Annotated in this window: 15 protein-coding genes; 11 read left to right on the forward strand and 4 right to left on the reverse strand. The window is 72.2% G+C overall.

Annotated features, from left to right (window positions below; translation table 11 throughout):
• Positions 1-4: 4 nt before the first annotated feature.
• Positions 5-2,350: a transglycosylase domain-containing protein gene (locus tag M3E84_RS07135; RefSeq protein ID WP_259895526.1), complete on the reverse strand. Its 2,346-nt coding sequence runs from the start codon at positions 2,348-2,350 to the stop codon at positions 5-7.
• An 87-nt stretch (positions 2,351-2,437) separates the two neighbouring features.
• Between M3E84_RS07135 and M3E84_RS07140 the strand changes: the two genes are divergently transcribed.
• The 3 genes from M3E84_RS07140 to M3E84_RS07150 are packed head-to-tail and all read left to right on the forward strand — an operon-like array spanning position 2,438 to position 4,168.
• The gene (locus M3E84_RS07140) at positions 2,438-2,635 is read left to right on the forward strand and encodes a hypothetical protein (protein WP_006213800.1); all 198 of its coding nucleotides are present in this window, start codon (positions 2,438-2,440) and stop codon (positions 2,633-2,635) included.
• A 2-nt stretch (positions 2,636-2,637) separates the two neighbouring features.
• On the forward strand, positions 2,638-3,126 hold the full coding sequence (locus M3E84_RS07145) for a RidA family protein (protein ID WP_259895527.1): 489 nt from the start codon (positions 2,638-2,640) through the stop codon (positions 3,124-3,126).
• Entirely contained in the window at positions 3,110-4,168 is a 1,059-nt protein-coding gene (locus M3E84_RS07150; protein ID WP_259895528.1) for a hypothetical protein, read from the forward strand. The genes M3E84_RS07145 and M3E84_RS07150 overlap by 17 nt, the downstream gene beginning before the upstream one ends.
• Positions 4,169-4,256: 88 nt before the next feature.
• On the opposite strand, the gene M3E84_RS07155 is transcribed toward M3E84_RS07150, so the two are convergent.
• The gene (locus M3E84_RS07155) at positions 4,257-4,934 is read right to left on the reverse strand and encodes a Crp/Fnr family transcriptional regulator (RefSeq protein WP_259895529.1); all 678 of its coding nucleotides are present in this window, start codon (positions 4,932-4,934) and stop codon (positions 4,257-4,259) included.
• 192 nt (positions 4,935-5,126) lie between these two features.
• On the opposite strand from M3E84_RS07155, the gene M3E84_RS07160 reads away from it, so the two are divergent.
• Complete coding sequence (locus M3E84_RS07160) at positions 5,127-6,323, forward strand: MarP family serine protease (RefSeq protein WP_259895530.1); 1,197 nt, start codon at positions 5,127-5,129, stop codon at positions 6,321-6,323.
• 97 nt (positions 6,324-6,420) lie between these two features.
• Here the strand turns inward: M3E84_RS07160 and acs are convergent, their stop codons facing one another.
• Entirely contained in the window at positions 6,421-8,364 is a 1,944-nt protein-coding gene (gene acs / locus M3E84_RS07165; RefSeq protein WP_259895531.1) for an acetate--CoA ligase, read from the reverse strand.
• Between the two features lie 156 nt (positions 8,365-8,520).
• Here acs and nth point away from each other — a divergent pair, with 156 nt between their 5' ends.
• Complete coding sequence (gene nth / locus M3E84_RS07170) at positions 8,521-9,447, forward strand: endonuclease III (protein ID WP_259895532.1); 927 nt, start codon at positions 8,521-8,523, stop codon at positions 9,445-9,447.
• Positions 9,444-10,232 carry a CoA pyrophosphatase gene (locus M3E84_RS07175; RefSeq protein WP_259895533.1) on the forward strand — a complete coding sequence of 263 codons (789 nt, stop codon included), beginning with the start codon at positions 9,444-9,446 and terminating at the stop codon, positions 10,230-10,232. The genes nth and M3E84_RS07175 overlap by 4 nt, the downstream gene beginning before the upstream one ends.
• A 13-nt stretch (positions 10,233-10,245) precedes the next feature.
• On the opposite strand, the gene M3E84_RS07180 is transcribed toward M3E84_RS07175, so the two are convergent.
• A complete protein-coding gene (locus M3E84_RS07180) occupies positions 10,246-12,081 on the reverse strand; it encodes a bifunctional 3'-5' exonuclease/DNA polymerase (RefSeq protein ID WP_259895534.1) in 1,836 nt (611 codons plus the stop codon).
• Between the two features lie 172 nt (positions 12,082-12,253).
• Here M3E84_RS07180 and ssd point away from each other — a divergent pair, with 172 nt between their 5' ends.
• The 5 genes from ssd to M3E84_RS07205 form a co-directional block, all read left to right on the forward strand.
• The gene (gene ssd, locus M3E84_RS07185; protein WP_259895535.1) at positions 12,254-13,522 is read left to right on the forward strand and encodes a septum site-determining protein Ssd; all 1,269 of its coding nucleotides are present in this window, start codon (positions 12,254-12,256) and stop codon (positions 13,520-13,522) included.
• Positions 13,519-14,727 carry a TadA family conjugal transfer-associated ATPase gene (locus M3E84_RS07190; protein ID WP_259895536.1) on the forward strand — a complete coding sequence of 403 codons (1,209 nt, stop codon included), beginning with the start codon at positions 13,519-13,521 and terminating at the stop codon, positions 14,725-14,727. Before ssd ends, M3E84_RS07190 begins: the two co-directional genes overlap by 4 nt.
• A gap of 8 nt (positions 14,728-14,735) precedes the next feature.
• Positions 14,736-15,548: a type II secretion system F family protein gene (locus tag M3E84_RS07195; RefSeq protein ID WP_259895537.1), complete on the forward strand. Its 813-nt coding sequence runs from the start codon at positions 14,736-14,738 to the stop codon at positions 15,546-15,548.
• Positions 15,545-16,156, forward strand: coding sequence for a type II secretion system F family protein (locus M3E84_RS07200; protein WP_259895538.1), 612 nt, complete (start codon positions 15,545-15,547; stop codon positions 16,154-16,156). The genes M3E84_RS07195 and M3E84_RS07200 overlap by 4 nt, the downstream gene beginning before the upstream one ends.
• A 106-nt stretch (positions 16,157-16,262) precedes the next feature.
• Positions 16,263-16,492, forward strand: a 230-nt coding sequence (locus M3E84_RS07205) for a DUF4244 domain-containing protein (protein ID WP_259895539.1), incomplete at its 3' end; no start/stop codon positions are given.

Here is a 16,492-nt window from a genome sequence, read left to right on the forward strand (position 1 = left end):
GGGATCACGCAGCCGGGGCGGTGGTGGCGGTGCCGCCGCCTGCGGTCCCGCTGGCAGTCCCTCCGCTGTCGCCCGTCGCCGTGCCGCCGCTGTCGCCGGTCGCCGTACCGCCGCTGCTCGAGCCGGAGTCGCTGCTCGAGTCGGAGTCGCTGCTCGAGTCGGAGTCGCTGCTCGAGTCGGAGTCGCTGCCTCTGGTCAGGTCCGACGGAGCGGACGGGAACTCCTCCGTGCTGTAGTTGGGCGCGATCTCCCGCATGTAGTTCTGCCACTGCTCACCGGCGTAGGAGGCGCCGTCGACCCAGTCGTCGGGATCCGAGGTCTCGGAGGCGGGTGTCTCGCCGCCGATCGAGACGTCGTTGAGGGAACGGCTGCCCTCGGCGTAGCTGCCGACCCACGAGGCCGTGGACAGGCCCTGCGTATAGCCCAGCAGCCACGTCTGCGTGGAGTTGTCCGTGGTGCCGGTCTTGGCCGCCGAGGCGTCCGGCAGGTCGATGCCCAGCTGGTAGCCCGAGCCGCGCACGAGGACCTGCTTGAGCACGTAGTTCACCGTCCGCGCCTCGTCCTCGCTGATCTGGCGCTGACAGGTGCTCTCCGGGACCGCGTATTCCGTGCCGTCGGCACCGGTGACGCTGTTCAGCGCCCGGGGCTCGCAGCGCACGCCGTCGTTGGCGAAGGTCGCGTAGGTGGTGGCCATGGTCAGCGGGGAGATGTTGTCCGCGGAGCCGCCCAGCAGCGCCGACAGCTTCGTGGTGTCGATCGGCAGCCCGGTCTGGCCGTTGTGCAGGCCCACGTCGGCGGTGAGCTCTCCGATGCGGCACAGATCCAGCTCATCGGCCATGGCATAGAGCGCCGTGTTGATCGAGTTGTAGAGCCCGAACTCCACGGACATCTTCCGCTCGTAGCCCTCGGTGGCGTTCTGGAACGAGAAGCCCTCTCCGTCATTGCCGGGCTCGAAGATCGACCCGCCCTCCACGCAGGAGGCCTCCCAGGCGTGGTCCGCCGGATAGCTGGTGCGGGAGGCGTCGATCTGCTCGCCCACCGACTTGCCGGCATCGATCCAGGCCAGCAGCACCATGGGCTTGAAGGTCGAGCCCACCTGGTAGCCGCCGGTGCCTGCCTGCAGGGTGTCCGTGTTGAAGTTGTAGACCGTGTTCTGCTTGTTCTCCTCCTGAGCGGAGGAGTAGTTCGAGTTCTGGGCCATGGCCACGATGTCCCCGGAGTCCGGCTCGACAGAGACGATCGAGGAGCCCACGGAATCAGGGTTGTCATCGGCAGGCTGGGTGGCCTCGACCTGCTCCTGGGCCACCGACTGGGCCTCCGGGTCCAGGGTGGTCACGATCTTGAGCCCGCCGCGCTGGAGGTTGTTCAGGCGGTCGTCCGGGGTCTGCCCGAACTCGGAGGAGGTGAGGATCTCGTTCTCCACGTAGGTGCAGAAGTACGGAGCGATCTCGGCGGCCGTGCAGCCCTGGTTCTCCGGGTGCAGGTCAAGATCCAGCGGGGCCGCCGTGGCGTTGTCGTACTGCTCCTGGGTGATCTTCCCCTCGTCGAGCATGGTCCACAGCACCGTGTTGCGGCGGTCGAGGGACTGCTCCGGGTTGGTCGCAGGGTTGTAGTACTCCGGCGACTGCACGAGCCCTGCCAGGGTGGCGGCCTGCTGGAGGTTCAGCTCGGAGGCCGGGATGCCCCAGTAGTAGTTGGCCGCGGTCTCGACGCCGTAGTTGCGCGGACCGAACAGCACCATGTTGAGGTAGCCCTCGAGGATCTCTTCCTTGGGTACCTCGTTCTCCATGGAGACGGCGAGCTTCATCTCCTGGAGCTTGTCCACGTAGCCCTTGTTCGCACCGAGGGTGGAGGCTTCGTCGCCGGCGCGGACGTCGCGGTCGATGATGAGGTTGTTGACGTACTGCTGGGTCAGCGTGGACGCGCCTTGGCGGCCCTCCGAATTGGTCAGGTTGTTGACCACCGCGCGCATGATGCCCGTGATCGAGACGCCGCCGTGCGTGTAGAAGTCGCGATCCTCGACCGAGACGATCGCATCGCGCATGTACGGGGAGATGTCCTCCAACGCGACCGGTGTGCGGTTCTCCGCGTAGAACGTGGCCAGCTCGGTCTCGCCGTCACGCGCGTACGCGGTCGAGGAGCGGGAGATGGGGCCGTTGGAGAGATCCTCGGGGAGATCCTTCATCCAGGCGACCGAGCCGTTGGCCGCGAGCCCCGCCGCGGTGGCCGAGGGGAGCACGAGGGCCGCCACAACGCCTCCGGCCAGGATGCTGGCGAGGAGGAAGGCGATGACGCGACCGACTGCAGACGTCCCCTGCGGGGCACCGGGGGAGCTCGGAGATGAAGCCATTCGGTCATGGTACAAGTCGAGGCTGGGAGCACGCGGCGGCGCGCGATGAGGCCTGTGCCACGGTGCGAAGGCACTAGGATCGGGGCCATGACCACTTGGGAATACATGACCGCGCCCATCATGATCCACGCGACCAAGCAGATCCTCGACAACTTCGGCTCGGAGGGCTGGGAGCTGGTCGCGATCCTGCCCGGCCAGCAGCAGGCCTCCACCCCGGACGCCGCGGTGAACGCCCCGCAGCAGACCAACCCGATCGCCTACTTCAAGCGACCCAAGGAGGCCTGATCATGTCCGCAGCGGCATCTGCAGGACGCGTCGAGACGCGCATGGCCGAGCTCGCCCTGGCGCTGCCCGAGGTCCCCGCCCCGGCCGGCACCTATGTCCCGGCCCTGATCGACGGCACCCACGTCTGGACCTCCGGGCAGCTGCCGTTCGTCGACGGCGCTCTGCCGACCACCGGCAAGGTCGGACTCGGTGAGGGCCTGGTCTCCCCGGAGCTGGCCCAGCAGCTGGCCGCGACCTGCGTGCTCAACGCCCTGGCCGCGATCAAGGGCCAGATCGGCGACCTCGATCGCATCACCCGCGTGGTGAAGCTCGTGGGATTCGTGTCCTCCGACCCGTCCTTCACCGAGCAGCCCGGTGTGATCAACGGCGCCTCGGACCTGCTGGGCGAGCTGCTCGGCCAAGCCGGCGTGCACGCCCGCTCGGCCGTCGGCGTGGCGGTCCTGCCCAAGGACTCCCCGGTCGAGCTCGAGCTCGTTGTCGAATTCGCCTGACCCCGCTGCGGGTCCCTCGGGGCCGTCCGGCTGCGCTCCTGGACAGGAGCAGGCCGGACGGCCTTCGTCGTCCGCAACTGCCGTCGAGCAGCGGCGCTCGGAGACGATCGCTGCGGTGCGGCGCTTCCCGCTCCTGCCCGAGTACCGGGCGGCGGCCGAGCTGTGGCTGGACCCCGAGCAGGACACCGCACCGGTCACCGCACAGGACGCGGCCTGCACCGTGCTGCTGCGCGACAGCCCGCAGGGCGTGGAGACCTACCTCTGCACCCACGAGCTGCGCTCGCCGTTCGGCTCGGTGGCCTTCCCCGGCGGACGGGTGATCGGCGCCGACGACGATCCCATTCCCTGGTCCGGTCCCACCGGCAAGCAGTGGGCGAGCCTGCTGCAGGAGGACGTCGGAGATGCCCGCCGTGCAGTGATGGCCGCGGCGCGGACCCTGTTCGTGACCACCGGCGTGCTGCTGGCCGGTCGGCGCAGCGACTCCACGATCGCCACGAGCGGGGGGCACGACTGGATGTCCGTGCGGGAGGAGGTCGCCGCCGGGGAGCGCAGCATGGCCGAGCTGATGGTCGAGCGCAGGCTGCTGCTGCGCACGGAGCTGCTGCGGCCCATGGCCCGTTGGGTGACCGCGCAGTTCGTGCATCGCCGCTTTGACCTGCGCTGCTTCCTGGTGATCCTGCCCGAGCGGCAGGAGCCCTCGCCGCTGCGGTCCCGTGACCGTCCCGGCGCCTGGGTCTCCCCGGAGCAGGTCCTGCGCGCCCGACGCGACGACACCGGGTTCGCGGCGGCCGCGCGCTCCGGCGATCCCGGGCTCACGGCCCGGGAGGCGCTTGGAGGTGCCGAGCCGCACCCCGATCTGCATCGGCTGCTGACGCCGTTCACCCTGCTGCTGCTCGAGGATCTGGCCGGCGCCGGCTCCGCGATCGCAGCCGCCGCCCACCGGCCCCACCTGGTTCCGCGCATGGCCCGCCTCGACCGCGACGATGACGGACAGCTGTGCTTCGCCGTCGATCGTCGCAGCGGTGGAAGGCGCCGACGCTGAGGCCGGGACCCGAAGGGGGTCGCGGCCTCAGCTGCCGGGCTCGACAGAGCGGCTCGTCGGTTCGACGCTCGCCGAGCCGCGGCAGTGATCAGCGGGAGCGCTGCTGAAGGCGGGGGGTGTCCAGGATGACGACCGCACGGGCCTCCAGACGGATCCAGCCGCGCTGCACGAACTCGGCCAGGGCCTTGTTCACGGTCTCGCGCGAGGCGCCGACCAGCTGGGCCAGCTCCTCCTGGGTGAGCTCGTGGGCCACGAGCACTCCGTCCGGGGTCTGGCGCCCGAAGCGATCAGCCAGGTCCAGCAGCGCCTTGGCCACTCGGCCGGGGACGTCCGAGAAGACCAGGTCGGCCAGGTTCTCGTTGGTGCGGCGCAGGCGGCGGGCCAGGGCCTGCAGCAGCTGCTGCGAGACCGCAGGGTTGCGCTCGAGGACCTTCATGAGGTTCTCGTGGTTCAGCCCGGCCAGCTGGGTCTCCGAGACCGCGGTGGCGGCGGTGGAGCGGGGGGAGGGGTCGAACAGGGCCATCTCGCCGAAGACCTCGCCGGGGCCCATGACCGCGACCAGGTTCTCGCGACCGTCGCTGGCCGTGCGGCCCAGCTTCACCTTGCCGGAGATGATGAAGTACAGGCGATCGCCCTGATCGCCCTCGTGGAACAGGGTGGCCCCGCGCGGGAGATCGACCTCGGTGATCTCGTCGGTGAGCGCGGCGAAGGCCTCGTCGTCGAGTGACGCGAAGAGGGGGGCCCGGCGCAGGACCTCGGTATCCATGGTGCTCCTCGGAAGGTGGTGGCTGATCTCGGTGCCGACATGCTGTGACGCATTCGACACTGCTGTCCCCACTGTAATGCGAGATACTCCGATTCCCAACGGACCGGTCAGGACCGGGCCGTTCTGGCGCGTCGGACCACCGGCGAGAGCCGCCCCTGCCGGTGGGCCGTCGCAAGCATCGAGGAGGAGACGATGACCTGGAGCCTGATGGATCTGATCATCGTGCTGGTGCTCGTGCTGGGCATGCTCCACGGCCTGGTGCGCGGCATCGGGCGCACCCTCGGCGGCATCTTCGGGCTGCTGCTGGGCGGTGCTGCGGCCCTGTGGCTGATCCCGTTGATCCCGGTGGACGGCGGCGGGGTCGGTGTGCGGCTGCTGATGCTGGGCGGGCTGGTCGTGCTCGGGATGCTCGGCGGCCACGCACTGGGCGAGGCCCTGCTCGGGCGGATCGCCGGCATGCCTGCCCAGCGCTCCTCGCGCGCCGTCGCTGCACTCGACGCCCTCGGCGGGGCGGTGCTCAGCACCGCGGCCTCGGGTCTCGTGGTGCTCGCGGCGGTATCGACCCTGGCCAGCGGTCCGGCCCCGGCCCTGGGTGCCCACGCGGAGCGATCGCCCATGATGCGCGCGATCGACGACGTCGTGCCCTCGAGCCTCACCGGTCTGCTCGAGCGGACGCAGCAGCGGGTGGCCGGAAGCGCAGCGGCCCGCGAGCTGGACACGCTGCTCTTCGCCCCGGCCGCGCCGCCGGAGGGGGATGTTGAGGACCCGGAGATACTCGCGGCGGCCGAGTCGGTGGTGCAGATCGTCGGCTTCGCCCCGCAGTGCTCGGCGCGCCTGAGCGGCTCGGGCTTCGCGGCCGCCGACGGCCAGGTGGTCACCAATGCCCACGTGGTCGCCGGCACCGGATCCGTGTTCGTCCACGACGCTCAGGGCCGCCGGCACGAGGCCCGGGTGGTCATCTTCGACCCCCAGTCGGATCTGGCGGTGCTGGACGTGCCGAGCCTCGGCGTCCCGGTGCTCCCGATCGCCGACGCCGCGACCCTGGGTGCGGAGGGCGCCTTCATCGGCTACCCGGGCGGCGGTGCGCTGAGCATCGGCCCGGCCGAGGTCCAGGGCACGGCGCTGACCTCCATGACCTCGATCGACGCCGATGCCTCTGCCGCGCCCGTCGAGGTCCTGCAGTTCGCCGGAGACGTCCAGCAGGGCAATTCGGGCGGTCCTCTGGTGGACGGCGACGGTGCGGTGCTCGGCGTGGTGTTCGCCCGCTCGTCATCCGGGCCGGCCGGCTTCGCGGTGAGCACCGAGCAGCTGCGCTCCGCGCTGTCCGCGGCCGATGGCGCCGATCAGGCCGTCTCCACGCAGGACTGCGAGCCCGCCCACGCCGGCTGAGCGCGTCCGTCCGTCCGGAAGGCGCGGCAGGAGGCCGGGAGGATCTCGGCAGATCCTCCCGGCCTCCTGTGCCGGCGGGTTCAGGCCCGTGCCGGGCTCACTTGCCCAGCGAGTCCACGATCTGGTCCATGACCGTCTGATCGGCCAGGGTCGTGACGTCGCCGACCGGGCGGTCCTCGGCCACGTCCTTGAGCAGACGGCGCATGATCTTGCCGGAGCGCGTCTTGGGCAGCTCGGGGACGATCAGCACGCGCTTGGGCTTGGCGATCGGGGAGATCTCCTTGCCCACGTGCGCCCGCAGCTCCTCGGAGAGCTCGTCCTTGGGGCGGTCCTCGTCCACGGCGTCGTCGGTGAGGATCGCGAAGGCGACCACTGCCTGCCCGGTGGTCTCATCCGCAGCACCCACCACGGCGGCCTCGGCCACCGACGGGTGCGACACGAGCGCGGACTCGATCTCGGCGGTGGACAGCCGGTGCCCGGAGACGTTCATGACGTCGTCGACGCGGCCCAGGACCCAGAAGTCGCCGTCCTCGTCGAAGCGGGCGCCGTCGCCGGCGAAGTACATGCCTTCGAAGCGCGACCAGTAGGTGTCGATGAAGCGCTGATCATCGCCCCAGATAGTGCGCATCATGGACGGCCACGGCTCGCGCACGACCAGGAAGCCCTGCTCGCCGTTGCCGACGGTCTTCCCCGACTCGTCGACCACGTCCAGGCTGATGCCCGGCAGCGGACTCTGCGCCGAACCCGGCTTGGCGGCGGTGACACCGGGCATCGGCGTCATCATGTGCGCACCGGTCTCGGTCTGCCACCAGGTGTCCACGATCGGGCAGCGGCCGCCGCCGATGTGCTCGTGGAACCATGCCCAGGCCTCCGGGTTGATGGCCTCGCCGACGGTGCCCAGCAGGCGCAGCGAGGAGAGGTCGTACTCGGCCGGGATGTCCTCGCCCCACTTCATCATGGTGCGGATCGCGGTGGGGGAGGTGTACAGGGTGGTGACTGCGTACTTCTGCACGATCTCCCAGAAGCGGCCGCGGTGCGGGGAGTCCGGGGTGCCCTCGTAGATGACCTGGGTGGCGCCCATGACCAGCGGGCCGTAGGCCACGTAGGAGTGCCCGGTGACCCAGCCGATGTCGGCGGTGCACCAGAAGACGTCGGTCTCCGGCTTGAGGTCGAAGGTCGCCTTCATGGAGAACGCACCCTGGGTCAGGTAGCCGCCGGTCGTGTGCAGCACGCCCTTGGGCTTGCCCGTGGTGCCAGAGGTGTAGAGGATGAACAGCGGATCCTCCGCGTTCATGGGCTCGGGCTCGTGCTCGGTGGACTGGTCGTCGACGAGTTCGTGCCACCAGTGGTCACGGCCCTCGCTCCACTCGACGTCCTCGCCGTTGCGCTTGACCACCAGCACGTTCTCGACCGTGGGGGCGCCGTCGGCCAGGGCCTGGTCGACGACCGATTTGATCTGCGAGGGCTTGCCGCGGCGGTAGGAGCCGTCCACGGTGATCACGAGCTTGGCCTCTCCGTCCTCCATGCGCGAGCGCACGGCATCGGCGGAGAAGCCGCCGAAGACCACCGAGTGGATCGCGCCCACGCGGGCGCAGGCCAGCATGGAGATCACGGCCTCCGGGACCATGGGCATGTAGATGCCCACGCGATCGCCCTTGGCGATGCCCAGCGAGACCAGCGCGTTGGCGGCCTTGGAGACCTCGTCCTTGAGCTCGGCGTAGGTGTAGGAGCGCTCGTCGCCGGGCTCTCCCTCGAAGAGCAGGGCCTTGCGATCGCCGTTGCCGGCCTCCACATGGCGGTCCACGGCGTTATAGGCGGCGTTGAGGGTGCCGTCGGCGAACCACTTGGCGAACGGCGGGTTCGACCAGTCCAGGGTCTCGGTGAACTCCTGGGACCAGCTCAGCAGCTCGCGGGCCTGCTCGGCCCAGAACTCCTGGCCCTGCTCGGCCGCGCGGTCGTAGATCTCCGCCCCGACGTTCGCCTGGGCGGCGAACTCCTCCGGCGGGACAACGGGCTGCTTCTGCTGGGACTGATCGCTCATGTGCGGTGGCTCCTCTCGAGACGCGCCGCGCGCCCAGGGGGCGCGTGTGCGCTGGATCACGGAATCTACCCTCGAGGATAGTTCACGGCTGCGACGGGCTCCAATGCGAGGCGCGGGGCAGCGGTGACGTCGGCGGGCGGACGTAGCATCGGGGCCATGATCGATCCCGAGACCCGCGAGGGCGCCGCTGCGGACGAGCCGCACCCCCTGCATAGGTCCCAGGGCGGCCCGGTGCCGGACCACCTGCGCATCGTGGATCCCGCCAAGGCCCGTGCCGGGGCTGCACGCCGCGCCCGCACGGGCCGTCAGGAGACTGCGCTGGGGCGCAAGCGCCGTGCCCGCAGGATCAACGCCGAGCTGGGGCGGGCCTATCCCTACGCGGTGCCCGAGCTCGATTTCGAGAGCCCCTGGCAGCTTCTGGTCGCCACGGTGCTCTCCGCCCAGACCACAGACGTCCGTGTCAACGCGACCACTCCGGCGCTGTTCGAGCGCTGGCCCGATCCGCGTGCGCTGGCCGAGGCCGAGCGGGTCGATCTCGAGGAGATGCTGCGACCGCTGGGCTTCTACCGCTCCAAGGCCCGGTCGGTCCAGGGGCTGGCGCAGGCCGTCGAGGACGAGCACGACGGCCACGTGCCCGACGAGCTCGAGAAGCTCGTGCGGCTTCCCGGCGTGGGGCGCAAGACGGCCTTCGTGGTGCTCGGCAACGCGTTCGGGCAGCCCGGCATCACGGTGGACACGCACTTCGGACGCCTGGCCCGCCGATTCGGCTGGACCGAGGAGGAGGACCCGGTCAGGGTCGAGCACGCGGTCGCCGAGCTGTTCGAGCCCTCCGACTGGACCGATCTGTCCCACCGGCTCGTCTACCACGGGCGCCGGATCTGCCATGCCAAGCGTCCGGCCTGCGGGGTGTGCCCGGTGGCGGATCTGTGCCCGTCGTACGGGACGGGACCGGTCGAGCAGGAGGCGGCCGCCCAGCTGCTGTCCTATGAGCTCAAGCCCGGGCGCGAGCAGCTGCTCGAGGGCTACCTCCGGGGCCGCACCCGGCGCGAGCTGCGCGCCGCCGGACACGGACTGAGCGCATGAGCACCGAGACGGTAACGGCTCGCGACCGGCTCGTGCAGGCAGTCGTCGCCCAGCGGCAGAAGGGGCCGCTGCGCATCGACGCCCTCAAGCACCGGCGTCCCCCGCGCGAATCGGCCGTGCTGATCCTGGTGGGCGTGCTCGACGACATCGAGGCCGACTCCACCCGCACCGGCGGTCCCGCCGCCGACCTGGACCTGCTGCTCACCCAGCGGGCCTCGACCCTGCGCGCGCATCCGGGGCAGGTGGCCTTCCCCGGAGGGCGGCTGGATCCGGAGGACGGCGACCCCCAGGACCCCCGCGACGTCCTGGAGCTGCCCGGCGGAACGGCGGCAGCCGCGCACGTGCGCGCCGCGCTGCGCGAGGCACAGGAGGAGACCGGTCTGGATCCGTCCGGGATCGAGGTCCTGGGGGCGCTGCCCAAGGCTCCCGTGCCGGTCTCCGGGCACGACGTCACCCCCGTGGTCGGCTGGTGGTCGAGGCCCACCCCGGTGGATGTGGTGGATCACGCGGAGTCCTCGCTGGTCTTCCGCGTGCCGGTGCTGGATCTCGTGGATCCCGACCGCCGCCACACCGCAGAGGTCACGCGCGACGGCCAGGATCGTCCCACTCTGCGCCACCGCTCGCCGGCCTTCCGCATCCCGCGGGGGATCACGGATCCCATGGGCGGCAGCCGGGAAGTGGTCATGTGGGGCTTTACCGGGATCCTGCTGGACAGGGTGCTCGAGGAGACCGGCTGGGCCCTGCCCTGGGACCGCGACGACGTGCGCCCTGCGCCGCTGGGCTGAGCCTGCCGCCGGTTCACTTGGCCTGGTCGTAGCTCTCCACGATCGCCACGGACACCGGGAACTCCACCGGCACCCGGCCGAAGACGATCTCGGTGGCCTGCTCGGCGCACCGGCGCACCAGTGCTGCGACCTCCTCGGCGTGCTCGGCGGAGGTGTCCACCATGATCTCGTCGTGCAGGAAGAAGACCAGAGCGGCATCCAGCCCGCGTCTGCGCAGCTGCGCCCGAACGCAGCCCATCCAGGCCATGGCCCACTCGGCGGCCGAGCCCTGGACCACGAAGTTGCGCGTGAACCTCCCCTGCGAGCGGCGCAGCTGCCCGGCGCGGCGCTCGTCCTCGGCGCTGGCGGTGCGGGACACGGCCTCCTGCCAGCGCTGATCCGGCTGCGGCGACCAGCGACCGAGCCAGGTGCAGACCTGGGTGCCGTCCTCGCCCACGCGGGCGGCGTGCTCCACGAAGGCCACGGCCTGCGGGAAGAGCCGGGCCAGCTGGGGCATGAGCCGCCCGGACTCGCCGGTGGTTGCTCCGTACATGGCCCCGAGCAGGGCGACCTTGGCGTGGTCGCGCTGCGTGAGCCCTGTCCCGGAGGCCCGGCCTCGCTCGGCGATCGAGAGATAGAGGTCCCGGCCTCTGGAGGCATCGGCCAGGGCGTCGTCACGGGCGAGCACCGCAAGGACACGGGGCTCGAGCTGGGCGGCGTCGGCCACCACCAGGCGACGATCCGGACCCGGTCGCACGGCCGAGCGGATCACCTTGGGGATCTGCAGCGCCCCGCCGCCTCGAGCCGCCCAGCGCCCGGTGACCACGCCGCCGACCACGTACTCGGCGCGGAAGCGGTCATCGCGCACCCAGGACTCCAGCCACTGCCAGCCGCTGGCGGTGAGCAGCCGGGAGAGCTTCTTGTACTCCAGGACCGGGGCGACCAGCTGCTCCCGGCGCTCGCGCTCCCCGGGGGAGGAGGCCGGGGCGGCCTGGACCCAGCCGCTGAGCTCCCACTGGCTCGTGGAGCCGACGTTCAGGCCCGCCCCGCGCAGCGCGCGCAGCAGGGACTGGGGAGAATCAGGGTTCAGCTCGGCGGCGCCCAGCACCTCGCGGACCCGCTGGGCGGCGGCCTCCATGCGGGCCGGCCGGTGCCCGAGCGCGGGCTGCGGGCCCAGGGCCTCGACCAGCAGGCGCCGGTGGACCTCGGCATCCCAGGGGATCCCGATCCGGTGCATGTCCGCTGCCAGCAGGGCCCCGGCGGACTCCAGTGCGCACAGCAGACGCAGCTTGCTGGGGGAGCGGGAGCCCTCGATCGCCGTCAGCTGGACGCGCAGCTCCTCGAGCACCGCCGACAGGCGCTCAGCATCATCAGCGGCGCCGCGTGGGCCCGCGAGGGCATCGGGGATGTCGTCGAACAGTCCCATCTGGCCTTCGCCCGGGCCGTTCCACACCGAGCGCGGTGGCGGCTCGGGGGCGATCCCCGGGTGCTCGTGGGCAGGCAGCGGCTCGAGCACCGGTGAGTAGTCCACCTGCGCGGCCGGGGCGCTGCCCGCGTTCGAGAGGATCGCCGAGACCAGGCGGAGGTCGTGAAGGTGCGGCAGCGGGACGGAGGGATCGGCGGCCAACAGCCCGGGCAGGATCAGCGGGCCGCGCTCGAGCACCCAGCGGGGGCTGCGCCCGGTCTGCGCACGGCACCGAGCGTCCTGGTCGTGGATGAAGGTGGCAAGCCCTGCGGAGTCCAGCTGCTGCGGGGCGCCGACGGGCCGGGCGCGGTCGTCGAGGACCTGCGCCCAGTGCACGGCCGGGGCACCCGCACCGGCCGGTGCTGGCGCGGTGCGCGGATCCGGGGCAGTCACGACGATCAGCACTCCCGCATTCTCGCCGTCGGCACCGACAGCACAGCGTGTGCGCCTTCCCGCACGCCGCCGCCCGTGCGGCAGAGCCTCCACAGGCCCCGGGTCCGCGACACCGCCCCGAGCGAGCATCCTCGAATCCGCCCGGGTGGCCCCGGGGTGGATCTCAGCGGCGCATCGTTCGGGCATGACAGCACAGCACCTGCCCGAGGAGACGGGGACCCAGCGGCTGCGACGACCTTCCGGACGCCGCGCCGCCGCCCTGGAGATGACGCCGAGTCCTGCCCGCGAGGTCGGGCAGCGCACGGATCCCGACGAGCTCGCCGCGCAGAGCCTTCTGCTCGACGGCCCCGGTCGCCGGGTGCTGCTGGTCAGCGCAGACGCCGGCCTGGTCCAGGAGATGACGGCGGTCTGCGCGGCGGCCGAGGCCCGACTGAGCTGCGCTCGCGGGATGGAGCCCGGAGAGCTGGAATCGGCGGCGGAGGCGGCCGAGCTGATCCTGCTGGATGCTCGCAGCGTCCGCGCCGTCGAGGTGCGCCCGGGGGCCCTCCACGCCCCGGCGGTGCTGCTCGGGAAGGCCGAGGACGAGGACCTGTGGGAGCTGGCGGCCCGCGTGGGCGACTGCACCGTGGCCGTGCTGCCGGCGGCTGAGCCCTGGCTGGCCGACCGTCTGGCCGATGCGCGCGCGGGGTCGGCTCGGACGAGTGCGGGGGTCCTGGGCGTCATCGGCGCGACCGGAGGCACGGGGGCCTCGACCCTGTCCTGCTGGCTGGCGGCTTCGGCGGCCCAGGAGCGCGACGTCGTGCTGGTGGACGGCGACCCCGACAGCTGCGGCATCGACCTGCTGCTGGGCACCGAGATGCTCAGCGGGCTGCGCTGGCCGGATCTGGTGGGTTCGCACGGGGCGCTGAGCTCGCAGCGGCTGTGGGAGGTGCTCCCGGACATCGAGGGACTGCCTTCTCTGCGCTGGCTGTCCTGGGACCGGCGCGACCCCGTGCAGGCGCCCGTCGCCGCGGTGGTGCGCACCCTGCGTCGGGCCTGCGACGCGGTGGTGCTCGATCTCGGCCGCGGTAGCGAACGAACGTTCCGGATGGCCGGTCAGTGCGACGCCGTGCTGGTGGTCGTCCCGCGAACCGTGAGGGGGCTGATCTGCGCCGTCCGCGCCGGTCAGCAGCTGGACGGGGTCCCTGCGGAGTACGTCCTGGCCGGGCCCGCCATCTGCGACGTCACTGCCGACGGGGCCGCCGAGCACCTGGGCTCGCGCCCGCTCGGGGACCTGCCCTTCGACACCCGTGTGCCCGAGGCCTGCGAAGCCCGCGACCTGCTGCCCCGCGGGCGCAGGCGACGGCATGCCGAGGCCGTGGCCGGCCTGTGGGAGCAGCTCGATGAGCATTACGGCCTGCTGGCCGAGGACCTCGTCGCCGCGACCGGCTCCGATCGGGGGCGGGGAGCATGAGCACGCAGACCATGGCGTCGTCGAGTCCCCGGAGCGCGGGGCCGGCAGATCTGGATCCGCAGCTGCTGCAGGAGGTCCGAGAGGCCCTGCTCAGCGACGGCGGCCGCGTGGACGACGAGCGGATCGCGCGCGCCGTGCGCGAGTCGGGTCACGCCCTCAGCGCCGCCGGGACCCTGCATGCCGTGCGCAGGATCCGCGCCGAACTCACCGGGCTGGGCGCGCTGCAGGCCTTGCTGCCCGGTGCGGGGCTGACCGACGTCTGGATCAACGGCCACCGCGAGGTCTGGTGGGAGGCCGGGTCCGGGCCCGTGCGGGTCGACTCCCCGTTCCGCAGCGAGGAGGAGGTGCGCGCCCTGGCCGTGCGCCTGATCGCCTCGGCCGGGCGCCGGCTGGACGACGCCCACCCCTGCGCCGATGTCCAGACCGACGACGGCATCCGCGTCCACGCGGTGCTGCCCCCGATCTCCACAGGAGGCACGCTGCTGTCGGTGCGCTTCCGGCACCGGGCCGTGCTCGGCGTCGAGGATCTGGTGGCCTCCGGGACCCTCAGCCCCGAGATCCTGGACCTGCTGCTGGGTGCCGTTGCCGGCGGGGCGAACCTGCTGGTCACCGGCTCGACCGGCTCCGGCAAGACCACGGTCCTCAACGCGCTGCTGTCGGCGTGCCCGGTCCACGAGCGGATCGTGCTGATCGAGGACGCCGCTGAGCTGCGACCCGAGCACCCGCACGTGATCGGGATGCAGTCCCGGCACGCGAACGTCGAGGGCGCCGGCGCTGTGGACCTGGTGGAGCTCGTGCGCCAGTCGCTGCGGATGCGACCGGACCGGATCGTGATCGGCGAGTGCCGCGGAGCCGAGGTCCGAGAGCTGCTCACGGCGCTGAACACCGGGCACAGTGGTGCCGGGACCGTCCACGCGAACTCCGCCGACGCCGTGCCGGCCCGCCTGGCGGCGCTCGGCGCACTCGGCGGGATGTCGCCGGAGGCCGTGGCACTGCAGGCCGGCTCGGCGCTGGATCTGGTGATCCACCTGGACCGCGAGGGCGGCCGGCGCGTGCTGCGCACCGTGTCCCTGCTGCAGGAGCGCGATGGTGCGCTGCGCATGGTCACGGCTTTCGAGCAGACGCCGCAGGGTCCGTCCCTCGGCCCAGGCTGGTCCGAGTTCGCGGCCCTTGCCGCGCGCCGTCACGGGCGTGTGGGCTCATGAGCGCGCTCGTGGCGATCAGCATCCTGGTGCTCGGGGCCGCGACGGTCCTGTGGCTGCCGCGACAGCTGCCGGCGCACGCCGGCGGTCTCCTAGGCGCCGCACCGGTGGACTCGGCCTCGGCGCAGACCTCCGGGGTGAAGGCCCTGCTGCGGAGGCTGCGACCACGCCATGGCGCAGCCGAAGCGGGGGAGTGGGTGGACTGGATCCGGCAGCTGGCCGCCCTGGTCCGGGCGGGGCAGTCGTCCACGGCGATCTTCGCTGTCAGCGCGCAGACGGCGGCTCAGGCTGTGGCGCCCAGCCGGTCGATCCGCGACCAGGAGCAGATCAGCCGCGCCGTCGCTGCGGCCGCCGCCCTGGGACGGGGTCCCGCCGAGACGCTGCGGGCGCAGGCCGGCGGTGCAGGCTCCCGGTGCAGCCGCCTCGAACGCACTCGTGCCTCCGTCCTGCGGGACCTGGCCCGGTGCTGGGAGGTCTCCGAACGCACCGGTGCGCCCCTGGCTGCGCTGCTGGACGGCGTGGCCGAGGCCGCCGAGGCCGATCTCGACGCCGATGCCGCCCGCGAGACGGCCCTGGCCGGGGCGCGGGCCACCGTGCGGATCCTGTCCTGGCTGCCGGTGCTCGCCCTGGGGCTCGGGATGCTGATCGGCGCCGACCCGGTGCGCACCCTGCTGACCACACCGTGGGGCATCGCCGCCGGAGTGCTCGGCGCGGTGCTGACGATCCTGGCTCGGGCGTGGACCCGCCGGATGGTCCATCAGGCCGAGACCGTCACCGGGCACCGGGCAGTGCCTCCTGCCGCACAGGGGAGGCGGCCGTCATGACCGATCCGCAGACCTGGCGCGCCGCGGTGCTGATCGCGCTGCTGCTGCTGGGCGCCATGGCCGCCGTCGGGCTCGCTGCGCTGCCCGGTCGGGACCGGCTCGCCGACGATCCGGCCGGTCCTTCCGGGACGGGCGCCTCGGCGGAGCAGTCGGGTGGGAGCGAATCTGGCGCAGGCATCTCCGCCGGAGTGCTGATCGAGCTCGTCGCCTCGATGCTCGCCTCCGGAGTCCCCATCTCGAGGGCCCTGGAGGTGCTGGCCGGCACCGACTCCGGAGCCGTCGGGCAGGCGCTTCGCTGCGTGGCCACCGCTCTCGGGCTGGGGCTGCCCTGGCAGCAGGCCTGGTCGGCCGCAGGAGACGTCCCGCCCCAGGTCCAGGACCTGCGCTCGGCGCTGACCTTCGCGGCCGTCTCCGGGGCGCCGTCGGCCTCGGCCCTGCGGGCGGCCTCGGCCCAGGTGCGGCGCGCCGAGCACCGCCGGGCGGAGGCGGCGGCGGAACGGCTGTCCGTGCACCTCATGGTCCCCCTGGGGCTGTGCTCCCTGCCCGCCTTCGTCTGCTGGGGCATCGTCCCGGTGCTCATCGGGCTCGTGCCCGACCTGCTCGGATGAGCGATCGCCGTCGCGCACCGCGACGGCCCCACAAGCCCCGGGCGGGCGACCGCCCGCCCGGTCCAGGAGCCCCCCTCACGGGGCCCGAATGAGAGAGAGGGACGCCATGTCCGTCACCACCCGCACCACCGCCCCCGCATCGGTCGAACCGACGGAGGAGATCGCTACGGCTCTAGAGCCTTCCGGGATCGTCGAGCCCGGCCACGAGCTGAGCGCTCAGGACCCGGATCTCGGAGCCTCCACGGTCGAGTACGCGATCATCCTGCTGGCCGCTGCCGCCTTCGGAGGCGTCATGGCGGCTGTGCTCGCCTCGGATGCCGTCTCCGACCTGCTGCT

Source organism: Kocuria sp. p3-SID1428 (assembly GCF_025149945.1).
In the GTDB taxonomy this organism is placed as follows: domain Bacteria; phylum Actinomycetota; class Actinomycetes; order Actinomycetales; family Micrococcaceae; genus Kocuria.